The organism is Amycolatopsis sp. (assembly GCF_035546795.1).
In the GTDB taxonomy this organism is placed as follows: domain Bacteria; phylum Actinomycetota; class Actinomycetes; order Mycobacteriales; family Pseudonocardiaceae; genus Amycolatopsis_E.
This window is the reverse complement of record NZ_DASZWC010000012.1, coordinates 152,257-171,137: the sequence shown is the minus strand read 5'-3', so window position 1 is coordinate 171,137 and position 18,881 is coordinate 152,257. Positions and strand designations below refer to the sequence as shown.

Below are 18,881 nucleotides of genomic sequence, written 5' to 3'. Positions count from 1 at the left end.
ACAGTTACGCCACCCTGGTTGACCTGCACAAACGCCTGACCTGCGGGGACCGGGGCAGGCCTGGGTGATTCCGCCTCCCTGCCGGCCGGGACCAGGTCGCGGTCAGCGCCGCCCGCCCTCGAGGTGGATGGTCTCGCCGGTGAGGAATTCGGCGTGCAGCAACCACAACACCGCTTCGGTCACATCGGCGACGGTGCCGGTGCGGCCGACGAGGGTCCGCTCCGCGGCCTTCGCGAGGAACTCCGGTTTGGCCTCGCCCTTGGCGTCCCAGGCGCCGGAATCGATGATCCCCGGCGACAGGGCGTTGACCCGGACCGGCGCCAACTCGGCGGCGAGGTGCCGCGCGGCGAACGCGGCCGCCCCGTTGGTCACGCCCGTCACGACGCTCCCGCGCGCCGGGCGCCAGCCGACCTGACCGGAGAACAGCAGCAGTGAGCGCCGGATGGTGAAATGCTTCGCGAGTAGTAAGGGCCCGATCACCTTGGCCGTGAAGGCGTCCACGGTCTTGTCCCGGTCGAGCTCGCCGACCGGCACAGCGTGGGGTGCCGCCGCCGTGTTGACCAGGTGATCGACCGCCCCGAGCTCAGCGGCCGCGGCGGCGATGGTCGCCTCGTCGCGCAGGTCGATGTGCAGTCCGCCGGGCCGATGGGACGCGACGTGTACCCTCGCGCCCTCGGCGGTCGCGGCCGCCGCGATCGCCGTACCCAGGTGCCGTCCGCCCAGCACGAGTACTGATTGCCCGGCCAGCTGGTTGCCCATGGTGTTCTCCGTTCCGTCGGTTGTCGTTGCCGACGTACGCTATGGAAAAGTAACCAGGTACTTCAACGTAACCGGAGCCGGAGGAACCGCCGTGGGCTACAACGTCATGTCCGCCACCTGTCCGTCCCGGGTGGTGTTGCACCGCATCGGCGCGCGGTGGACGGTGTTCGTGGTCAACGCGCTGGAGCACGGCCCGCTGCGCTTCACCGCCCTGGTGGCGAAAATCCAGGGCGTCACCCCGAAAGTCCTGACCGAAACGCTGCGCACGATGGAGGAGGACGGCCTGCTTGCCCGCGTCGACTACGCGGAACAGCCACCCCGCGTCGAATACGGGCTCACCGACCTCGGCCGGTCCCTGCTGATCCCCTTGCGCGCCGTCCGCGAATGGGCGGAAACCCACGTCCCCGAAATCCTCGCAGCGCGCGAACGCGCCCAGCACGGTCAGTCCGCGGAAGCGGCGCCGCGCTGATGATGCACGAGCAGCCGGGTGAGCAGCCGGACCAGGGTCTCGCGGTCGGTGGCCGGTAGCGGTTCCAGCACCTCGTCCTGCACCTTCTCGAGTGCTCGCTCGATCCGCCGCAACTGACGCCCGCCCGCCTTGGTCAGGGTCACGATGTTGCGCCGCCGGTCGCCGGGATCCGGGGCCCGCTCGAGGAAATCCCGCTCGGCCAGTTCGTTGATCGCCGCCACGACGTCGCTGCGGTCCATCCTCGACCGGCGGCCGAGCTCGGCCTGGCTGGCCGGCCCGAACTCGTTCAGCGCGGCCAGAATCCGGTAGTGGTACCCGCGCGCGCCCGCGGCGCCGAAGCCGTCGGTCGCCAGCCGGTGTGCGTACACCGCCAGCTGAGTGAGCAGCCAACTCGGCTTCGCGGTCAGGCTCACGGGTGTCTCGTCCACGGCAACCACCCTACATCGTTGGCACGGCCAACGAATCTGTGTATCGTTGGCGTGACTAACATTAGTCTGACTAACGAAAGGTACGCCATGTCCGAAACCCTGCTCGCCGACCGCATCGAGATCGCCGACTTGTTCACCCGCTTCGCGACCTTCCTCGACGAGAGGCGCTTCGAGGACGCGCCCACGATCTACACCGACGACGTGACGGTGCACTCACCGCGCGCGGGCGACATCCGCGGCATCGACAAGGTCGTCGGGTTCGCCAGACAGTCCTACGTCGAGGGGGTCCACACCCAGCACATCACCACCGACCTGCTGGTGGACGTCGACGGCGACCAGGCCACGGCCTCGGCGAACTCGCTCGTCTACTACCACCGCGACGGCGAACCACCCCATGTGGCGAGCGGCCTGCGGCTGGCGGCCACCGTGGCGCGGACCCCGGCGGGCTGGCGGCTCAGCGAGGTGGCGATCTCGCTCGCCTGGACACGCGAAGACTGACCGGTACACACCGAAGCTCCCGTGGCGACTCGCCGCGGGAGCTGGTCAGCGTTCGGTCCGCGACATGAACCTCGAGAACGCGGGCTTCACCCATACGCTGCGCATTCTGGAGGGTATCGCCGCGGAGGGCAAAGGTTGGATCGATCGCGATTCCGAAGTAAATCCAGGGTTGGCCAACGCCTGAAGAGCCACTCCCGTATACGTCCAACCCCGGTGTTGAGCCCGTCAGCGATCCGTCAGGTCCAGCCAGCGCGGCCCGAGAATCAGATCCGCACAAGCGACCGCATCGGTGACCGCTCGGCCCAGCAGGCGTTCGATCGTCCGCAACCCGGTGGCGAACCGTGATGCTGCCCGCGGACGTGGCACGTCGCGGGCTCGCATCGCGGCGCGGACGGGCCATTTTCTCGGCGTGCACGGGGAAACGCCGATCACGACGGTCCCCGGGCCGCCCGCGGAAACCGTGCGCGCCCTCCGGGAACGGCTGGGCAGTCCGGCGGACGACCTCGTGACCGACGAGATCGCCCGCAGGTTCACGATCTGCGGCGACGACGAGGACTGCGTCACCGGCTTGCGTGGTTTCGCCGGCGCCGGGCTGGCTTCGCTCATCGTGATCGACGAAGGCAGCCAGGACCCCGTGGCCACGATCGAACATCTGGCACGCACCGCGCGGGCTGCCGGACTACTGCCCGGCTGAACGCCCGCGCGGCGCGTAGCTTTTCAGCGCTGCGAAGGCCGCCGCACGTACTGCCCGCCCGGCTGCCCGTTCACCTTGCCGTCGGCGAAGATCTCGGTGCCACGCAAGAACGTGTTGGTCACCGTGGAGCCGACCTCCAGCCCGCGGAACGGGCTGTACTCCTGCGTCGACTCGGAGTCCTCCGGTTTGATCACCCACGAGCGGTCCGGGTCGACCAGCGCGATGTCCGCGTCGAAGCCCGGCGCGAGGTCGCCCTTGGTGTGCAGGCCGTAGCGCCGCGCCGGGTTCCACGCGGTCAGCTCCGCGACCTGCCGCATAGACAGCCCGCGCTTGCGGCCCTCGCCGACCAGGCCGGGCAGCAGGTATTCGGTGCCGCCGAACCCGGACTTGGCGGCGAACACGTCCGTCGGGTCGTCGCCGAACTTGGTGGCCTCCTTGCAGCACGCGTGGTCCGACACCACCCAGTCGATGTCACCGGCGAGCAGGTGGCCCCACAGCGCCTCGACGTCCTCGCGCGGGCGCAGCGGCGGGTTGACCTTGCCGCCGATGCCGTCCGCGGTGGTGATGTCGGTGAGCAGGTGCCCGATGGTGACCTCGCGGCGGAAGTTCACGTGCGGGAACGTCTTGGCCATGAGCACCGCGGCTTCCAGCGCCTTGGCCGAGGACAGGTGCAGCAGGTTGATGTTCGGCAGCCCGGTCTCGTGCGCCAGGTACGAGGCGATCGTCACGGCGAGGCCCTCGGAGTGCGGCGGCCGAGAAGCGCTGTAGGCCTCCAGACCGGACAGTTTCCCTTCCTGCTGCACGATCTTCGTGTACGCCGTCATGATCTCCGCGGTCTCGCAGTGCAGCGAAAGGGAGATCGAGTCGGCGTACTCCGGGTACCGCTCGCGCGCCGCCTGCACTCCGCGCATCACGAACTCGAAATGCGCGATGTCGTAACGCTCGCCCTCAGGGATCATCAGGAACGAGTTCTGGTCGTTGGACGCGCCGTGCAGGCCGTGGCTGCCGTAGAACATGAAGATCTTGAACGACGTCACGCCGTGGTCGGCGATGAGCGACGGGATCTCGGCGATATGCGAGGACTGCATGGGCGCGAGGTGAAACGCATAGTCCACATAGGACCTGCCCTTGGCGGCGGCCAGCACCTCGGGGAAGACCTCGGAGTAGTTCCCGCCGCGGTTGAGGTAGTACTGCCCGGTACGCATGTATGTCAGCGAAGTCGTGACACCCCCCTGCGCGCACGCCCGGCTCTCGGTCTCGGTGTCCTCGTCGAGCGGGTTGTAGATCCCCCAGTGCTGGTGCGCGTCGACCACGCCGGGGAAGGCCAGCTTGCCGCCACCGTCGACGACCTCGCGCGCGGAAGCCGCGTCGAGCCCGGGGCCGACTTCGGTGATCTTGCCGGCGCGGACGGCGATGTCGGCGAGCGGGGTCTCGTCGACCCCGGGGCGGACCACCCGGACGTTGCGGATGATCAGGTCGGTGTTGCTCATCGGTTACCTTTCACTGTCGGAAGAGTGGCCGCGGTGTGCGCGGCCGCGAGGTACGCCAACCCCAATGCGGGAAGGAGGCCGTTGCCGGCGAGGTACCCGGCCGCGCCGTGGCCGGAGATGCTGACCGCGGCGCCGCCCGAGGCGTAGAGGCCGGGGATGGGCTCGCCGTCGCTGCCGAGCACGCGGGCATGGCGGTCCACCGTCAGGCCGCCCTGGGTGTGGAACAGCGCGGGCAGGATCCGCACGGCGTAGAACGGCGCTGCGAGCGGCCGCTCGAATTCGGTGCGGCCGAAGCGATCCCGCGCAAGTTCGCCGTGGGCCACGGCGGCGGCTTCGTCGAGTTCGGCCTGCAGGGTGTCGGCGGGAACGCCGATGGTGGCAGCCAGGTCGGCCACCGATTCCGCCCGCCGGGGAGCACCGCTTTCGACCACGTCGACGTAGTCACCGAAGGCGAGGCTGGCATCGTGGATCCGCTCGTCGTAGACCAGCCAGCCGGTCGAACCGGGCTGTGCGGCGAGCGTGGCGGCGTACTCGGAGTAGCCGGTGGATTCGTCGCCGAACCGTCGTCCGTCCACTGTGGTCACGAACCCGCCGTGCATGACGACGGTCCAGGTGACCAGCGTGCGCGCCTCCGCCGACAGTCCGGCGTGACCCTGGTATGCGTCCAGATAGGACTTCTGTGCGCCGAAAGTCGCACCGATGCGCAGGGCGTCGCCGGTGGAGTACTCACTGCCGTGGTACTCCGCGTCCGCGATCTCCGGCAGGTACTCGGCGACCAGTTCCCGGTTCGCACCGTAACCGTTGGTGGCCAGCAACAACGCGCGGGTGGTGATCTCCTCCTCGCCACCGTCCGGATAGGACACGGTGACCACGCCGGTGCGAGCAGCCGTGATCCGGGCGGGCACCATCAGGTCGACCAGCGGCTCCGCGGACACCGCGTCGGCGAGGTGACGCAGCAGCCGCGCGCCGTGCCGTCCCGGGATGGAGTGCACGCGCTGCGCGGAATGGCCAGGGTAGTGGAAATCGGTGGGCAGCTCGATCGGGAGCCCGGCGTGGTCGGCCAGCCACTCGACGAGTTCCGCGCTCACCCCGGCCAGCGCTTCGGCGACCGGGGTCGCGAAGTCGCCGTGGGTCTTGGCCGCGATGTCAGCGAGGAACCGTTCCGGCGAGTCGTCGATCCCGGCGTCCCGCTGCCACCGTGAACCGGCGCCCGGCACCATCGCGGTGGACATCGAAGTGTTGTTGCCACGCAAGAAATGCTCGTTCGCCTCGACGACGAGCACCCGCGCGCCGAGCTGCGCGGCCCGCAGCGCACCGGCGAGCCCGCCGCCCGCGCCGGCCACCACCAGATCGACGTCCGTCCCGGTCATGAGGCGAGCAGCCGCAACGCGACGGCCGCGGGGTCGACGACGAGCGGGGCACCGGCGGGCTGTTCGACCTCGACCGCGGAGCAGCCGTTGATCACCGCCGTGGCGCCCTTGGCGGCAAGACCGTCCAAAGCGGACCGCATCGCGCCGTTCCAGGCGGCGGTGTCGGCGATCGCGTCGACGTCCAGGTCCAGCACGGCAACGCCGAGGAACGCCTCGCCGTGGCCGTACTCGCGGACCTTGCGCGCCAGCTCGTCCCCGATCACCTTGTTGCGGGTGACCGCGGCGACCCGGTGCCCCTCGGCGACGAGATGATCGACGACCACCCGCAGCATCCCGGCGCCGCGTGCGCCCTCGGGCACGCCCGGGTCGAGAACGCAGTCCGGCATCAGGAAGTCGTAGCCCTCGACGCCCGCCAGCGCGGCGGCGACCACGCCCTCGGACGCCTCCAGGTCGGCTTCGGCGGCCAGCTGCGCGGGGGCGCCCGGCCCGGCGTCGACCAGCTCCACGGTGAGCCCGTCCGGGGCGAGCTCGGCGTAGCGGCGGCGACGCCGGTCGAGCTCGTCGGGCTCGACGTGGATCGGGGTCACCGAGAAGATGCGGGGCATCAATGCTCCTTCGTGCGGCGGGCAGAGGACAGGGTGCCGAGCAGCGCGCGGGCCGACGGTGCGGCGGTCAGGCCGTCCACGACGGCGCCGATGGCACGCAGATCGGACTGCTCTCCGTCGAGCAGCCGGGCGAAGATCGCGGCCAGCTGGTCGCGGTCGAAGGGCTGGAAATCCGTGTCGCCGACCGGGTTTCCGGCTTCGGCGGTGTGACTGCGGCCGTCCGCCAGCCGCACGGTGACGCGGGCCGCGCGCTGTTCCGGCAGAAGCCTGGTGAGCGCGGGGTCTTCGGTGACTCGCACGCGGGTGGCGACCTCGGCCAGCGCGCCCTGTGGCATGAGCGCGGTGTAGTGCGGAGTGACTTCGCCGTGCAGCAGCGCGACGGCGGAGACGAACGGGACCGAGAACATCGCGGACAGCTGGTTGTGCCAGGTGGTGCGGTCGAGCGCGGCGGCCAGCGCGTGCGTGCGCACTTCGATCTCCGGCTTTTGGCGCGCGATTTCGTCGGCGCTTGGTCGCTCGCCGAACAGCGCGGCACGGGCGTCGATCAGCAGGTCGGCCACCGGGTGGGTATACGAGCATGACGAGTGCCGCTTGAAGTAGTTGCCCAGAATGTCGAAGCGGACGCCCAGCTCGCGGGTCAGTTCCCCCGGCGCGAAGGTGCCGAGCAGGTCGCCGAGCGAACGGGCGGCGGTGCCGGTGTTCCGCGCGGTGCCCGCGGCGGCGAGCCGGGCGGCCGCGATCCCGGCCGCGTTCGCCGCGCCCAGCCAGGCGTCGCGCACCGGGTTTCCGTCCAGTGCCGAGTCGAAATGCCCGGCCACCGCCAGCCCGGAACCGGTGTCGATCGCGGCGGCGGCGCGTTCCGCGTCCAGGCCGAGCAACCGCGCACAGCCCGCCGCGGCCCCGGCCACGCCCCAGTTGCCATGCGGGTGCGCGCCGCGGCGCAACGAGGTCGCGCGGCCGAACCGCGCGGCCACCTCGTAACCGGCCAGCAGCGCGGCGGCCAGTTGGGTGCCGCCGACGTCGAGATCGGCGGCCAGTGCGAGCACGGCGGGAAAGACGTGCGCGGCCGGATGTCCCTTGGCGTACTTGTTGCCCTCGTCCAGCTCGAGGCATACCGTCGCGGGCCCGTTCAGCCAAGCGGCCGTGACCGGGTCGGTCAGCGTGCCGCCGATGACCGGGCTGTTTCCCGGCGGCGCGGGCCAGGCGGCACGCAAAGCGCGCTGGCCCTCGGTGCGCGCGCCAACGGCGTTCGCGGCCAGGATGTCGAACAGCACCGTGTGCAGCCGGCCGGCGACCGGGCCGGGCACGGTCTCCCAGCGCAGCCCCGAAACCCACCGGCCCAGCGCCGACACCGCCCCGGTGACCGAGCAGGCCATCGTCACCGCCTTTCCGTCCGTACCGCTGAGCGGACCACTTGAACTGCCTTCGATCCTGACACCAATCTCGCCGGAACGTCAACAAGAACGTGACTTTTCCGCGAAGACCCACTTGACAAGGTGGTTGCCTGGGATGTTTCCCTGGACACCGGCACGCGAAACGGAAACAATAGCGTTCCGCTAGCCGGTACAACCTTCTGGAGAACGCATGAACGAGCCGACACCCGGCACCGAGGCCGCCGCGCGGGTCGCCGATGTCCTGCTGCTGTTCACCGACGGCCCGTCGACGCTCGGGGTCAGCGGCATCGCCCGCGAGCTGGACCTCAGCAAGGCCGTCGTGCACCGCATCCTGCAGTCGCTGGCCACCCGCGGCATGGTCGTGCTGGATCGGGAAAGCCGCCAGTACCGGCTGGGCCCGGCGGCCACCGCGCTCGGCGCCCGCGCGTTCCGCGACTCGGATCTGCGCTCCAGCGCGCTGGACCTGCTGCACGCACTGCGCGACGAGACCGGCGAGACGGCGACGCTGAGCGCACTGGTGCCCGCGGGCCGGATCTACCTCGACCAGGTCGAGGGCACCCACGAGATCAAGATGACCGTGGAGCTGGGCCGCCGTTTTCCGTTGCACGCGGGCAGTTCGGGCAAGTCCATGCTGGCCCACCTGCCCGCCGAGACCCGGCGGCGGATCCTCGACGGTTCGCTCGCGGCGCTGACGGCCGACACGGTCACCGATCCGGAGGCGCTGGACGCCGCGCTGGCCGAGATCCGCGCGGTCGGTTTCGCGCGGTCCGGCGGGGAGCGCCAAGCCGACGCCGGTTCGGTCGCCGCGCCCGTGTTCGGCATGACCGGCGAGGTGATCGGCTCGATCTCGGTGTGCGGGCCGCGCTACCGGATCACCGAGGAATTCGTGGAGAAGGTCGCGCCGCGCGTGGTGGACACGGCCGAGCGCATCTCCCGCCGGATGGGTTATCGCGGCGAACCCTGATCGCCGCTGCAAGGGAAGGAACGCAATGACGACTCCGCGCGCCCTCGACGGGATCAAGGTGCTCGACGTGGCCACCCTGTTCGCCGGGCCGATGGCGGCCACGCTGCTGGGTGACCACGGCGCCGAGGTGATCAAGGTCGAGCACCCCAGGGGCGACCCGGCCCGCACCCACGGCGCCAGCAAGAACGGCGTCGGCCTGTGGTGGAAGATGCTGGGGCGCAACAAGAAATCGCTCACCCTCTACCTCGGTTCGCCCGACGGGCAGCGGATCTTCCGCGAGCTGGCCGCCGACGCCGACGTGATCATCGAGAACTTCCGGCCCGGCACGCTGGAACGCTGGGGGCTCGGCTACGACGTGCTCGCCGAGGCCAACCCGAAGCTGGTGCTCGCGCGCGTCACCGGGTTCGGCCAGTTCGGGCCGTACTCGTCCCGGCCAGGCTTCGGCACGCTCGCCGAGGCGATGAGCGGGTTCGCCGCGATGACCGGGGAACCGGACGGCCCGCCCACGCTGCCGCCGTTCGGGCTCGCCGATGGAGTGGCCGCGCTGACCACCGCGTTCGGCATCATGACCGCCTTGCGCGCCAGGGAGAACACCGGCCGCGGCCAGGTGCTGGACCTGGCGATCATCGAACCGCTGCTGAGCGTGCTCGGCCCGCAGATCACCGCTTACGACCAGCTCGGCGTGCTCCCGCAACGACTCGGCAACCGGTCGACCAACAACGCGCCGCGCAACACCTACCGCTGCGCGGACGGCAGCTGGGTGGCGGTGTCCACCAGCGCGCAGTCCATCGCCGAGCGCGTGCTGCGGATGGTCGGCCGCGAGGAACTCATCGACGAACCGTGGTTCGCCGCGGGCAACACCCGCGCGGAGCACGCGGACGAACTGGACGAGGCCGTGGGCTCGTGGATCGCCGCACGCGACCGGGACGAGGTGGTCTCGGCGTTCGAGAAGGCGGAGGCCGCCGTCGCGCCGATCTACACCGCGGCCGACATCGTCACCGACCCGCAGTTCGCCGCGCTGGGCAGCATCCTGCAGATCGACGATCCCGAACTCGGCCCGGTCAAGATGCCGAACGTGCCGTTCCGGCTCAGCGACACCCCCGCCGAGATCCGCACCACCGGGCCGAAACTCGGTGAGCACACCGCGGAAATCCTGGCCCGCCAAGGCATCGGCGCCCAGGAGCTGGCCGGACTGCGTGCGCAGGGCGTGGCGTGATCGGCCGGGCACGCAGCTGGCTCTACGTGCCGGCGCACCGGCCGGAACTGCTCGTCAAGGCGATGGCGGGCCCGGCGGACGCCGTCGTGTACGACCTGGAAGACGCCGTTGCGCCACGGGACAAGGACATCGCACGTGACAACGCCGTCGCGGCCGTCGGCGCGTCGTGGCCGAAGCCGCTCTGGGTGCGCATCAACGCGCCGGAAACCCCTTGGGGCGACCAGGATGTCGCCGAACTGGGCGGACGCGGGGCGGCCGGGTTCCGGGTGCCGAAAAGCGCCGATCCGGAGGTCGTGGCCAAGCTCGCCGACCGCCTCGAAGCCCCGCTGCACCTGCTGGTCGAGTCCGCGCTCGGGGTGGAGAACGCGTTCCGCCTCGCCACGCGTCATTCGCTGATCGCGTCCGTCTCCCTCGGCGAAGCCGATCTGCTCGCCGACCTCCGCGTCCGCGACACCACTGCCCTGGAATGGGCGCGGCAGCGGGTGGTGAACGCGAACCGCGCGGCCGGACTCCCCTCCCCGCCACACGCCGTGTGGACCGACGTCGCGGACGTCGACGGGCTCATCGCCGACACCGGAACAGCGCGCGATCGCGGCTTCTTCGGCCGCTCCGTGGTGCACCCCGCGCAGGTGGCGCCGGTGAACCAGATATTCAGCCCGAGCGAGACCGAGATCGCCGACGCCGAACGGCTGCTGGACTCCGTGCACGAGCAGGGATCCGCGGCGTGGCTGGACGAGCGCGGCCGGTTCGTCGACCCGGCCGTCGTCGCACGCAGCCGGTGGGTGCTCGAACTCGCCACGCAATTCGAAACCGGAAGGACCGACGTATGACCGACTCCGTCACCAGCGCCCTGCTCGAAACCGTCGCGAAAGGACTGCGCACGATCGAGCTCGGCCAGCCGCTGTTCACCGGAATGCCCTGCTCCCCCAACCACCCCGGCTTCCGGATGACGCTGGCCCGCCGCCACGGCGACATGGTGCGCCCGGACGGCGGATCGGCGAGCAACGAGGTGATCATCACCGGCGGGCACGTCGGCACGCACATCGACTCGCTCTCGCACGTCAGCCAGGACGGCAAACTGCACGGCGGGGTGGACGCCGACGACGCGCAGCGCGGCGGCGGGTTCACCGAGCACGGGGTCGAGAAGATCCCGCCGCTGGTCACCCGCGGGGTGCTGCTGGACGTGGCCGGCACCCGCGGCGTGGACGTGCTGGAGCCCGGTTACGGCGTGACCGAAGCCGACCTCGTCGACGCCGCCGAGCGCGCCGGGGTGCAGCCCGAGGCCGGTGATGTCGCGGTGGTGCGCACAGGCTGGGCGCGGCACTTTTCCGACGCGACCACGTACCTCGGCCAGGTGGCCGGGGTGCCCGGGATGACCGAGGGAGCGGCCCGCTGGCTCGCCGCGCGCGGAGTGGTCGCCACGGGCGCCGACACCACGGCGTACGAGCGGATCCCGCCGGGCGCGGGCCACCGGGAACTGCCGGTGCACCGGGTTTTGCTGGTAGAGCACGGGATTTACATCATGGAGCACCTGAACCTGGAGGACGCGGCCTCCGAAGGGCTGACCGAGTTCCTGTTCGTGGTCGCGCCGCTGCGCATCGTCGGCGGCACCGGATCCCCGATCCGGCCGGTCGCGGTGGTGGGCGCGTGAGCACCCCCATGAACGCCGCCACCCCGGCGCAGCGCCTCGGCACGCTCGCCGAGCAGGTCCGGCTGAAGGGGCTGCGCGCGAACCTGCGCACCGATCTCGCCGGGCGCGTGCTCGACCTGCTGGGCAACAGCCTGGCCGCGCTGGGCGAGAAACCGGCCGAGGTGATCACGAACGTGGTGACGGCCTGGGGCGGCGTGCCCGCCGCCACCGCGCTCGGCGTCGGCAAGCTGCCCGCCCCGTCTGCCGCGCTGGTCAACGGAACCTTGGCGCACAGCCTGGATTTCGACGACACGCACCTGCCTTCGGTGCTGCACCCTTCGTCGGCCGTGATCCCCGCCGCGCTCGCGGTGGCCGAGCGGACCGGCGCGAGCGGTCCGTCCTTTTTGGACGCAGCGACGGTCGGGATCGAGGTCACCTGCCGGCTCGGCATGGCAGGCTACGACGAGGAGAACGCGAACTCGGTGTTCTTCGACCGTGGCCAGCACGCCACCGCGATCTGCGGCGCGGTCGGCGCCGCGGTGGCCGCCGGGATGCTGCTCGGCCTGGACGCCGACGGGCTGACCTCCGCGATCGGCATCGCGTGCAGCATGGGCGCCGGTGTGATCGAGGCGAACCGCACCGGCGGCACCGTCAAGCGCGTGCACTGCGGCTGGGCCGCGCACGCCGGGGTGGTCGCGGCCGAGATGGCGCAACATGGGCTGACCGGGCCGCCCACCGTGCTGGAGGGCAGGTTCGGCTTCCTGCAAGCGTTCTGCGGCGACCAGTTCGACATCACGCGAGTCACCCGCGACCTCGGCGAGCAGTGGGACACCCCCGGGATCTTCTTCAAACCCTATCCCTGCAACCACTTCACGCATGCGGGCGTGGACGCGGCGCTCCGGCTGCGCCGGTCCGGGGTGGACCCGGCGCGGATCACTTCGATCACGCTCGGCGTCCCGGAACCCGTGCTGCGCACGATCGGCGAGCCGATCGAGGAGAAACGGCGGCCGAGGTCGGGCTATCACGGCGCGTTCAGCGGGCCGTACACAGTGGCCGCGGCGCTGCTCGGCGGTGGCGGGCTCGGTGTGTTCCACGAGGACTTCACCGACAGCGCGGTGCGGGATCCCGCGCGGCTGGCCATCGCGGACAAGGTGAACGTGATCGCAGACGCCGAGTGCACGCGGATCTTCCCCCGGCAGTTCCCGGCGGTGCTCACCGTCGAGCTCGACGACGGATCGACGCGCAGCGAACGGGTTTCGGAGAACCGGGGCGGCCCGGCGAATCCGTTGTCGGCCGGGGAACTGACCAGGAAGTTCACCCTGAACGCGACCCGGTCGCTCTCCGAGGAGGCGGCCGGACGGTTGGCCGAGGCCGTCTGGCGGCTGCCCGAAGGCGGTTCGGTGGCCGACGTACTGACGAGCGTTCCTGTCAGCGGAACATAAGACCGCAGTCGCACTATGGGAAACATTGATTTTTCCCGGAGTTAGCACGAAAAGCCGAGCACAGCCATTGTGTTCGGCTAGGTGCTCGCACATAATTCCAGCACCACTAATCCGAAATGTTCCGGCAAGCGGAACAATGTCGGTGGACAATGAGGTAACCACCATGCGCCAACATTTCCGCTGGGCCACGGTCGCGATGATCGTCGTCCTCGTCGTGATCAACTACATCGACCGCAGCGCGATCTCCTATGCGGTGAAACCGCTTTCGAGTGAGTTCGGCATCGATTCCGCGGGCTACGGCATCATCAGTTCCGCGTTCTCCATCGGGTACATGGTGTTCGCGTTCCTGGCCGGCCCGCTCGTCGACCGCTACGGCCCGCGCCGGATCCTGCTCGTGGGCATGGTGATCTGGTCGATCGCCACGGCGATCACCCCGATCAGCGGCGGGTTCACCGGCCTGCTGCTCATCCGGATCGTGCTGGGCGCCGGGGAGGCTCCCGGTTTCCCGGCGGCCACCAGGATCGTCAGCCGCTGGCTGCCGAGCGTGGAACGCGGTTTCGCGCTGGCGCTGGTCGGCGGTGTCGCGGTATCGGGCAGCCTGCTGATCGGCGGCCCGATCGTCACCCAGCTGATCGCGGGGCTGGGCTGGCGCGGCATGTTCTGGGTGCTGGCCGTGCTCGGCGTGGTGTGGGCAGTGGTCGCGGTCGGCCTGCTGTACAACACCCCGGCGGCCGCGCCGCGGGTTTCGGCGGCCGAGCGCGCGCACATCGAAGCCGGGCAGCTGGCCGAGGAAAGCACCGAGCGGCAGGAAAAAGTGAACTGGCGGCGGATCCTCACCAACCGCAACCTGTGGATCGTCGGCGTCGGCTACTTCGCGTGGGGCTTCATCTTCTGGGCCTTCATGTACTGGCTGCCGGAATACCTGTCCACTTCGTACGATCTGAGCATCAAGCAGGTCGGCGCCTTCACCATCGCGCCGTGGGCGGCGGGCGTGGTCGGCGCGATCATCGGCGGGATCCTGGTCGACCGGGTCTACGCGCGTACGGGCAGCATCCGCAGCCGGTTCACCATCATGGGCATCGCGCTGCTGCTGGCGGGCGCCGCCCTGATCCCGATCGTGGTGGCGCCGGGACTGGTGACGGCGATCGTGTTCATCTCGATCGGCGTCGGCTGCGGGTTCGTCACCGGCGGGATCTGGTGGGTGGCCGCGATCGACGCCGAACCGAGCCACCCGGGCAGCGCCGCCGGGTTCGCGGACGCGTGCTTCGCGCTGTCGGGTGTGGTCGCGCCGCTGGTCATGGGCTTCATCGTGCAGAGCACCGGCACGTTCGCCAGCGGGTTCGTGGTCATGGTGGTGCTGGCGCTGATCGGGGCCGGGCTGATGCTGTTCGGCACCCGCGAGCCGGCCAGGAAGGGCACCACGGCCGGGGTCGAGGCGACGACGACCCGGTAACTCCTTGTCCGTCGTGGGTCTGGGGACGACACTCGAAGTCGCCCTGGTCGAAAAGACCGCGCAAGGTCCTGGCCAAGTGGGGCCTCGCGGACCCCTCAGGTGAGAGAAGTCGCGGTCGGCGTCGAATACCCGAACCGGCGCCTGTGGTATCCGGCGTTGTTCTTCTTGCTGCCTGCCATCCCCAGGAGCTCCAGGGCTCGGACCTGGCGGACAAGGTCGCCGTCACAGTGCTGCTGGGCGGCCCGCTGGCCGAACTGTTCGCCCAACGCCCGTCGCGGGCGCCCGGCGCGAAGCGGTGCTCGAATACCTGGGCCTGCTCGACTTCGCCCAGCTGTGGACGTTGATCGTCAGCGCCGTCGTCGAACTGGGCGCTTTCGCTTTCCTGGCAACACATCGGTCGTGGGTTTCACCGGGCGTCGCCGCGGCTGCGGTGGCCGTCGCGTGGCTGATCCTGCTGCGCACGATCCGGCGCCCGGCGATGGGCACCCGCCGGGCGGACCTGGCCCTGCGCCACCGCAGCGCCCGCGTCGCGCTCGGCATCGCCACGGCGGCGATGACCTGCCGGCGTGTCGACGACATCGTGGCGTTCCTGGCCTTCGCCATCTCGATCGCGGCCATCCTCGCCATCGCCTCCGCGTCGTCGCTCGCAGCTGTACCTGAGCGTGCTCAGCCTCGCGGTGATCCTGGTCCTGCATCCGTTGGTACGCCGTCAGTCGAAGGTCGCCTGAGATCCTCGACTCGCGATGGCCGGTCAAGTGACCGTCGCGGGCAGCTCACACCCTAGCGGCACTGCGTGCCACTACTTCGCGCGGAAGGTCTCGCTGATCTGGCGGACCACCTCGGACAGACCGGCCGACGTGCGCATCACCGCGATGACCGTGTCCTCCTCGGATTTCTCCTCCACCGCATCAGCCTCAGGCGCACCGGCCTCCGGCGAGAACGCGTCCACGACGAGCGCGAAGGCTTCCTTCGCGTGGGCGTGCGCGTTGTCCTTGCCGCCACTGCGCAGCCACCGCCGGAGCACGTGGTTGTGCGCCGCCGCCACCGCGGCCGCGGCGACCGAGCCGCGCAGGTCCGCCATCGGTTCCCCGTCCGCTTCGAAGCGCCCCCGCAGATACCGCGCAAGCACGCGCTGGTACCGGTCGACACTCGCGACTTCCTTGTCACGCAAGGAAGGAACCGTCCGGGTCAGTGCATAGCGCTTCACCGAGACGTCGGGGTCGGCGAGGTAGAAATCGAGCACCAGACCGACCCCGGCACACGCCACCTCGACCGGGTTCTGCGCGGGGTCGGCGGCGGCGAACAGCTGCTCGATGTCGCGCAGCACCTCCTCGTGGTTCGGGAAGATCGAATCCTCCTTCGACCGGAAGTACCGGAAGAAGGTACGCCTGCCGACCCCCGCGGCCGACGCGATCTCGTCCACCGTGGTGGCGTCGTACCCCTGGCCGAGGAACAGATCGATCGCGGCGACGGTGAGCGAATGACGCAGCCTGCGGCGGCCGGCGGTGGTCCGGCCCGCACGCGGCCTCGGCGAACGCTGGGGCTCTTCGGACATGGGAAGAACCTAACAGGCCATCTTGCTAAAGGCACTGCGTGCCATTAGAGTGTTCAGGTACGGACATCGGTGTACCGCCCGAAGGGACCCCGCTCATGCGCGTCGAACAGCACGTGGTGCCACAGCAGCCCCCATCACGCGTCGATTACCGCGGGTCCTTCGGCTGGCCCGTGCACTGGCACGACGGCGGGCTGCGGCTGGTCACCGGCTCCGGTATCGGGGCGGTCGCGATTCCCAAGGCGCTGTCCGAGCGAGTGCTGGAAAGCGTGGCGCGCCAAGGGTGTGCCGGCCCCACCCTGAACGTGCCCACCAAGCACGGCATGGTCGTGATCATGCTGGTCGACGCCGACGTCCTCGCCCCGGTCGACGCCGAGCTGCCTCCGGGCGTGCGCGTGCTCACCGCCGGCACGGCGATCCCGCTGCCCACCGAGCAGCGCCCCGACGAGATCGCGCGCTGGGTCATCCCGCCGAACACCAGCCAGCGCTGGCTGCCCAGCCTCACCGCGGTACTGGCCAGCATCCACGCCGTTTCGCCCGGACGGCTCCCGGTCGGCGCCCTGTAAGTACTTCACTTCCCGCCCGGCCGGGTCCCCGAACGGCCGGGCGGGAAGTGGTCCACGTGCAGCCTGCTGGGCGCAGCACGCCTGAGCGTCCACTTAGGACGGTTCAGGCGGCGTCCGCGAGCGCGTCGGCCACCTCCGGGTACGCGACGACGGGCGGCCAGCCGGCCTCCCGCGCCAGCTCGAGCACCCGGAGCACGGCCCGCGACCTGGCGACCAGACGAAGCTCGATGCCCTGGCGGGTCGCCAGCAACCGGGCTCGCAGCAGCAGGTTCAGCCCGGCGGCACCGAGAAATGTCAGACCCGACAGGTCGAGTACGAGCGGCCCGGTGCCGGTCAGCCTCGGCAAGAGCAGTGCCTCCGCCTGCGGAGCGGTGGCGAGATCGAGTTCACCTTCGATAGCGAGGACCGTGATGTCGCGGCCGGGCCGGTGTTCGGACCAGCTCAGCTGCGGGTCCGGGAGCGCGCTGACGCTCATGATGCTGCCTCCTTGCGGAGCAGCTAGGGGAGAGAACGGCCAATCAGTTTTCCGGATCAGTCCGAGGCCCCCGCTAACTACCTGATGTTCGTAGCGGCGGTGCATACGGCTGTGTGGTCAACCGGGCGCGGGAGAGACTGGGCTGTCTCGCCCGCCCTCTGTTGGTATCACGCCCTCACCGGGGCTGTCCAGTCCGTAGCGAGCGCTGAACCTTCGCTGCGGAGTCGAGTAATTCTGATACATGGACACCGGCGCGGAGCGGCTGGAGCAGTTCGATGACGCGGCACCGGCCTTGCACGCTCCGCGCGAAGAGGCGGCCGCGGTCGAACCGTTGGACGAGAGTCTGCAGCGGGTCGCCGACAGCGCGGTGAAAGTAGTCCCCGACGCCGACGCGGTGAGCATCAGTCTGCTGGAGCTGGGGGGCCTGCGCACCGCGGCCCTCGCCGATGCCGGAATTCTCGCGATCGACGAGGAACAGCGGACGGCGTTCCGCGGCCCGGGCCTCGACGCGGCACGCGGCAGGCAGCCGGTGTTATCGGTGCTCGGTGCGGAGCCGGACGACTGGCCCGAGTTCACGTCCTTCGACGAGGGCCTGATGAAGGTGTTCACCGCCGCGGCTTCGGCGGCGATCAGCAACGCGCACCGGTGGCAGCGCACCAGCCGGCACGTCGAACGGCTGGAGTTCGCCCTGATTTCGCGCGCGCGGATCGAGCAGGCGAAGGGCGCACTGATGGCCGCGCACGGTTGTACGGCGGATGACGCGTTCCTCCGTCTGGTCGAACAATCCCAGGCGCGCAACGTGAAACTTCGGGAAATCGCGCACCAACTTCTGCCTTCGCTGCGCCCCGGCTGACTCCGGAATAGGGCGGGCGCCGGTGTGGTTGGTCCCGGCGTAGGCAAGGCGATACGCGAGGAGTGTGGCCATGACCAAAGAGATGAAGGTGCCGGGTCCGGATCACCCGATCACCATCGAGAAGAACGCGGCGCGGGTGCGGGTGCACGCGGGCGGCAAACTGGTCGCCGACACGAAAGCGGCGCTGATGCTGCACGAAGCCGGTTATCCGGGGGTTTATTACATTCCGCTCGCCGACGTCGAACCAGGCGCGCTGGAGAAAACGAGCAGCAGCACCTACTGCCCTTACAAAGGCGAAGCTTCCTACTACAGCCTCGTCGGTGCGGACGGGGGGACCGACGCCGTCTGGACGTACGAGTCGCCCTATCCCGCGGTCCGGGAAATCGCAGCGCATGTGGCCTTCTACCCCGACCGCGTCGAGATCACGGAGGACTGAGTCCAGCCGATCAGGCGACACCCATGTGGGCTAGACCGTGGCGGCCGGAAACCTGGCCCCCTCACCGGAAATCGCACGCCGACCTGGCGGATAATCCCGTTACGTGATTGCGCCGCGATTTTTTCCTGATCCCGGATTCCCCGAATTCCTGGTAAGCAGGGAATGGGTCGTCGCCGTGCCGGGCCGGGCATTTCCCGCTTCCCGGGGGGACAGCTCGGCTGCTGGAGGAGCGGGAACGGACCGGCTTGCACGGCGGCGGCCCCAGCGGGGTGGGGAAACATGGATGTGCAACGGGATCGGCGAACGTTACCGGCGTGGCCTGCCCGCTTTCTGGCGGGCAGCCGGCCGCGGATCGTCTGCGCGGGCCGGGCGGTGGAAGTGCTCACCGTTTACCGGCCGGCGCAAAGGTTGCACCTGTACAGCCTCGCGGAGCTGATCGTGTTCGCCTGCCCGCGCTGCCGCGAGCAGTGCGAATCGGCGATCGTGGCGATCGTGCAACGCGCGCTGATCTGTCCCCCGTGCTACGCCGGTGAAATCGGGCTGCGCCCCGGCGGAAACGTTTCCGGCGATCTGTGGTGCGCCTGAGG

General features: G+C 70.0%; 22 protein-coding genes. 14 read left to right on the top strand and 8 right to left on the bottom strand.

The annotated features are described in order from the left end of the window. Positions 1 to 102: 102 nt before the first annotated feature. Positions 103 to 759, bottom strand: coding sequence for an SDR family oxidoreductase (locus VHD82_RS09590; protein ID WP_325699781.1), 657 nt, complete (start codon positions 757 to 759; stop codon positions 103 to 105). A gap of 91 nt (positions 760 to 850) precedes the next feature. Here VHD82_RS09590 and VHD82_RS09585 point away from each other — a divergent pair, with 91 nt between their 5' ends. After that, a complete protein-coding gene (locus VHD82_RS09585; protein ID WP_414637480.1) occupies positions 851 to 1,228 on the top strand; it encodes a winged helix-turn-helix transcriptional regulator in 378 nt (125 codons plus the stop codon). Here VHD82_RS09585 and VHD82_RS09580 read toward each other — a convergent pair. Continuing rightward, positions 1,201 to 1,656 carry a MarR family winged helix-turn-helix transcriptional regulator gene (locus VHD82_RS09580; protein ID WP_325699778.1) on the bottom strand — a complete coding sequence of 152 codons (456 nt, stop codon included), beginning with the start codon at positions 1,654 to 1,656 and terminating at the stop codon, positions 1,201 to 1,203. The genes VHD82_RS09585 and VHD82_RS09580 overlap by 28 nt on opposite strands. Positions 1,657 to 1,743: 87 nt before the next feature. Between VHD82_RS09580 and VHD82_RS09575 the strand changes: the two genes are divergently transcribed. Beyond that, positions 1,744 to 2,154 (top strand): nuclear transport factor 2 family protein, encoded by a 411-nt coding sequence (locus VHD82_RS09575; RefSeq protein ID WP_325699775.1) that lies wholly within the window; start codon positions 1,744 to 1,746, stop codon positions 2,152 to 2,154. Positions 2,155 to 2,443: 289 nt separating this feature from the next. Beyond that, the gene (locus VHD82_RS09570) at positions 2,444 to 2,848 is read left to right on the top strand and encodes a hypothetical protein (protein ID WP_325699772.1); all 405 of its coding nucleotides are present in this window, start codon (positions 2,444 to 2,446) and stop codon (positions 2,846 to 2,848) included. Positions 2,849 to 2,871: 23 nt separating this feature from the next. Here the strand turns inward: VHD82_RS09570 and VHD82_RS09565 are convergent, their stop codons facing one another. The 4 genes from VHD82_RS09565 to VHD82_RS09550 are packed head-to-tail and all read right to left on the bottom strand — an operon-like array spanning position 2,872 to position 7,689. Further along, positions 2,872 to 4,338, bottom strand: coding sequence for a dihydroorotase family protein (locus VHD82_RS09565; RefSeq protein ID WP_325699769.1), 1,467 nt, complete (start codon positions 4,336 to 4,338; stop codon positions 2,872 to 2,874). Then, positions 4,335 to 5,708 (bottom strand): FAD-dependent oxidoreductase, encoded by a 1,374-nt coding sequence (locus VHD82_RS09560; RefSeq protein WP_325699766.1) that lies wholly within the window; start codon positions 5,706 to 5,708, stop codon positions 4,335 to 4,337. Before VHD82_RS09560 ends, VHD82_RS09565 begins: the two co-directional genes overlap by 4 nt. Continuing rightward, positions 5,705 to 6,313, bottom strand: a complete 609-nt coding sequence (locus tag VHD82_RS09555) for an aspartate/glutamate racemase family protein (RefSeq protein ID WP_325699763.1) — start codon at positions 6,311 to 6,313, stop codon at positions 5,705 to 5,707. Before VHD82_RS09555 ends, VHD82_RS09560 begins: the two co-directional genes overlap by 4 nt. Further along, positions 6,313 to 7,689 carry an MmgE/PrpD family protein gene (locus VHD82_RS09550; RefSeq protein ID WP_325700007.1) on the bottom strand — a complete coding sequence of 459 codons (1,377 nt, stop codon included), beginning with the start codon at positions 7,687 to 7,689 and terminating at the stop codon, positions 6,313 to 6,315. The genes VHD82_RS09555 and VHD82_RS09550 overlap by 1 nt, the downstream gene beginning before the upstream one ends. 208 nt (positions 7,690 to 7,897) lie before the next feature. Here VHD82_RS09550 and VHD82_RS09545 point away from each other — a divergent pair, with 208 nt between their 5' ends. From VHD82_RS09545 to VHD82_RS09515, 7 genes are all read left to right on the top strand, one after another. After that, positions 7,898 to 8,671, top strand: coding sequence for an IclR family transcriptional regulator (locus VHD82_RS09545; protein WP_325699760.1), 774 nt, complete (start codon positions 7,898 to 7,900; stop codon positions 8,669 to 8,671). A gap of 25 nt (positions 8,672 to 8,696) precedes the next feature. Further along, a complete protein-coding gene (locus VHD82_RS09540; protein WP_325699758.1) occupies positions 8,697 to 9,887 on the top strand; it encodes a CoA transferase in 1,191 nt (396 codons plus the stop codon). Next, the gene (locus VHD82_RS09535) at positions 9,884 to 10,717 is read left to right on the top strand and encodes a CoA ester lyase (protein WP_325699756.1); all 834 of its coding nucleotides are present in this window, start codon (positions 9,884 to 9,886) and stop codon (positions 10,715 to 10,717) included. Before VHD82_RS09540 ends, VHD82_RS09535 begins: the two co-directional genes overlap by 4 nt. Then, positions 10,714 to 11,538, top strand: coding sequence for a cyclase family protein (locus VHD82_RS09530; RefSeq protein WP_325699753.1), 825 nt, complete (start codon positions 10,714 to 10,716; stop codon positions 11,536 to 11,538). The genes VHD82_RS09535 and VHD82_RS09530 overlap by 4 nt, the downstream gene beginning before the upstream one ends. Then, positions 11,535 to 12,959 (top strand): MmgE/PrpD family protein, encoded by a 1,425-nt coding sequence (locus VHD82_RS09525; protein WP_325699750.1) that lies wholly within the window; start codon positions 11,535 to 11,537, stop codon positions 12,957 to 12,959. Before VHD82_RS09530 ends, VHD82_RS09525 begins: the two co-directional genes overlap by 4 nt. Positions 12,960 to 13,122: 163 nt before the next feature. Beyond that, complete coding sequence (locus VHD82_RS09520; protein ID WP_325699747.1) at positions 13,123 to 14,412, top strand: MFS transporter; 1,290 nt, start codon at positions 13,123 to 13,125, stop codon at positions 14,410 to 14,412. 295 nt (positions 14,413 to 14,707) lie between these two features. Beyond that, positions 14,708 to 15,196, top strand: coding sequence for a hypothetical protein (locus tag VHD82_RS09515; protein ID WP_325699744.1), 489 nt, complete (start codon positions 14,708 to 14,710; stop codon positions 15,194 to 15,196). A 15-nt stretch (positions 15,197 to 15,211) separates the two neighbouring features. Here VHD82_RS09515 and VHD82_RS09510 read toward each other — a convergent pair whose 3' ends face one another. Next, positions 15,212 to 15,967 (bottom strand): TetR family transcriptional regulator, encoded by a 756-nt coding sequence (locus VHD82_RS09510; RefSeq protein ID WP_325699741.1) that lies wholly within the window; start codon positions 15,965 to 15,967, stop codon positions 15,212 to 15,214. A 95-nt stretch (positions 15,968 to 16,062) separates the two neighbouring features. On the opposite strand from VHD82_RS09510, the gene VHD82_RS09505 reads away from it, so the two are divergent. Further along, entirely contained in the window at positions 16,063 to 16,530 is a 468-nt protein-coding gene (locus tag VHD82_RS09505; RefSeq protein WP_325699738.1) for a hypothetical protein, read from the top strand. Positions 16,531 to 16,633: 103 nt separating this feature from the next. Here the strand turns inward: VHD82_RS09505 and VHD82_RS09500 are convergent, their stop codons facing one another. Continuing rightward, positions 16,634 to 17,005, bottom strand: coding sequence for an anti-sigma factor antagonist (locus tag VHD82_RS09500; protein ID WP_325699734.1), 372 nt, complete (start codon positions 17,003 to 17,005; stop codon positions 16,634 to 16,636). 241 nt (positions 17,006 to 17,246) lie between these two features. Between VHD82_RS09500 and VHD82_RS09495 the strand changes: the two genes are divergently transcribed. The 3 genes from VHD82_RS09495 (at position 17,247) to VHD82_RS09485 (ending at position 18,879) form a co-directional block, all read left to right on the top strand. Next, a complete protein-coding gene (locus tag VHD82_RS09495; RefSeq protein ID WP_325699731.1) occupies positions 17,247 to 17,858 on the top strand; it encodes an ANTAR domain-containing protein in 612 nt (203 codons plus the stop codon). Between the two features lie 70 nt (positions 17,859 to 17,928). Then, positions 17,929 to 18,294 (top strand): DUF427 domain-containing protein, encoded by a 366-nt coding sequence (locus tag VHD82_RS09490; RefSeq protein ID WP_325699728.1) that lies wholly within the window; start codon positions 17,929 to 17,931, stop codon positions 18,292 to 18,294. A gap of 279 nt (positions 18,295 to 18,573) precedes the next feature. Next, on the top strand, positions 18,574 to 18,879 hold the full coding sequence (locus VHD82_RS09485) for a hypothetical protein (RefSeq protein WP_325699725.1): 306 nt from the start codon (positions 18,574 to 18,576) through the stop codon (positions 18,877 to 18,879). The last annotated feature ends 2 nt before the right edge of the window (positions 18,880 to 18,881 follow it).

Bases quoted from the DNA above. Each gene is read 5' to 3' on its own strand.
- VHD82_RS09590 (WP_325699781.1), bottom strand. From the start codon at position 759: ATGGGCAACCAGCTGGCCGGGCAATCAGTACTCGTGCTGGGCGGACGG.
- VHD82_RS09575 (WP_325699775.1), top strand. From the start codon at position 1,744: ATGTCCGAAACCCTGCTCGCCGACCGCATCGAGATCGCCGACTTGTTC.
- VHD82_RS09565 (WP_325699769.1), bottom strand. From the start codon at position 4,338: ATGAGCAACACCGACCTGATCATCCGCAACGTCCGGGTGGTCCGCCCC.
- VHD82_RS09560 (WP_325699766.1), bottom strand. From the start codon at position 5,708: ATGACCGGGACGGACGTCGATCTGGTGGTGGCCGGCGCGGGCGGCGGG.
- VHD82_RS09555 (WP_325699763.1), bottom strand. From the start codon at position 6,313: ATGCCCCGCATCTTCTCGGTGACCCCGATCCACGTCGAGCCCGACGAG.
- VHD82_RS09550 (WP_325700007.1), bottom strand. From the start codon at position 7,689: ATGGCCTGCTCGGTCACCGGGGCGGTGTCGGCGCTGGGCCGGTGGGTT.
- VHD82_RS09545 (WP_325699760.1), top strand. From the start codon at position 7,898: ATGAACGAGCCGACACCCGGCACCGAGGCCGCCGCGCGGGTCGCCGAT.
- VHD82_RS09540 (WP_325699758.1), top strand. From the start codon at position 8,697: ATGACGACTCCGCGCGCCCTCGACGGGATCAAGGTGCTCGACGTGGCC.
- VHD82_RS09530 (WP_325699753.1), top strand. From the start codon at position 10,714: ATGACCGACTCCGTCACCAGCGCCCTGCTCGAAACCGTCGCGAAAGGA.
- VHD82_RS09520 (WP_325699747.1), top strand. From the start codon at position 13,123: ATGCGCCAACATTTCCGCTGGGCCACGGTCGCGATGATCGTCGTCCTC.
- VHD82_RS09510 (WP_325699741.1), bottom strand. From the start codon at position 15,967: ATGTCCGAAGAGCCCCAGCGTTCGCCGAGGCCGCGTGCGGGCCGGACC.
- VHD82_RS09505 (WP_325699738.1), top strand. From the start codon at position 16,063: ATGCGCGTCGAACAGCACGTGGTGCCACAGCAGCCCCCATCACGCGTC.
- VHD82_RS09500 (WP_325699734.1), bottom strand. From the start codon at position 17,005: ATGAGCGTCAGCGCGCTCCCGGACCCGCAGCTGAGCTGGTCCGAACAC.
- VHD82_RS09495 (WP_325699731.1), top strand. From the start codon at position 17,247: ATGGACACCGGCGCGGAGCGGCTGGAGCAGTTCGATGACGCGGCACCG.
- VHD82_RS09490 (WP_325699728.1), top strand. From the start codon at position 17,929: ATGACCAAAGAGATGAAGGTGCCGGGTCCGGATCACCCGATCACCATC.
- VHD82_RS09485 (WP_325699725.1), top strand. From the start codon at position 18,574: ATGGATGTGCAACGGGATCGGCGAACGTTACCGGCGTGGCCTGCCCGC.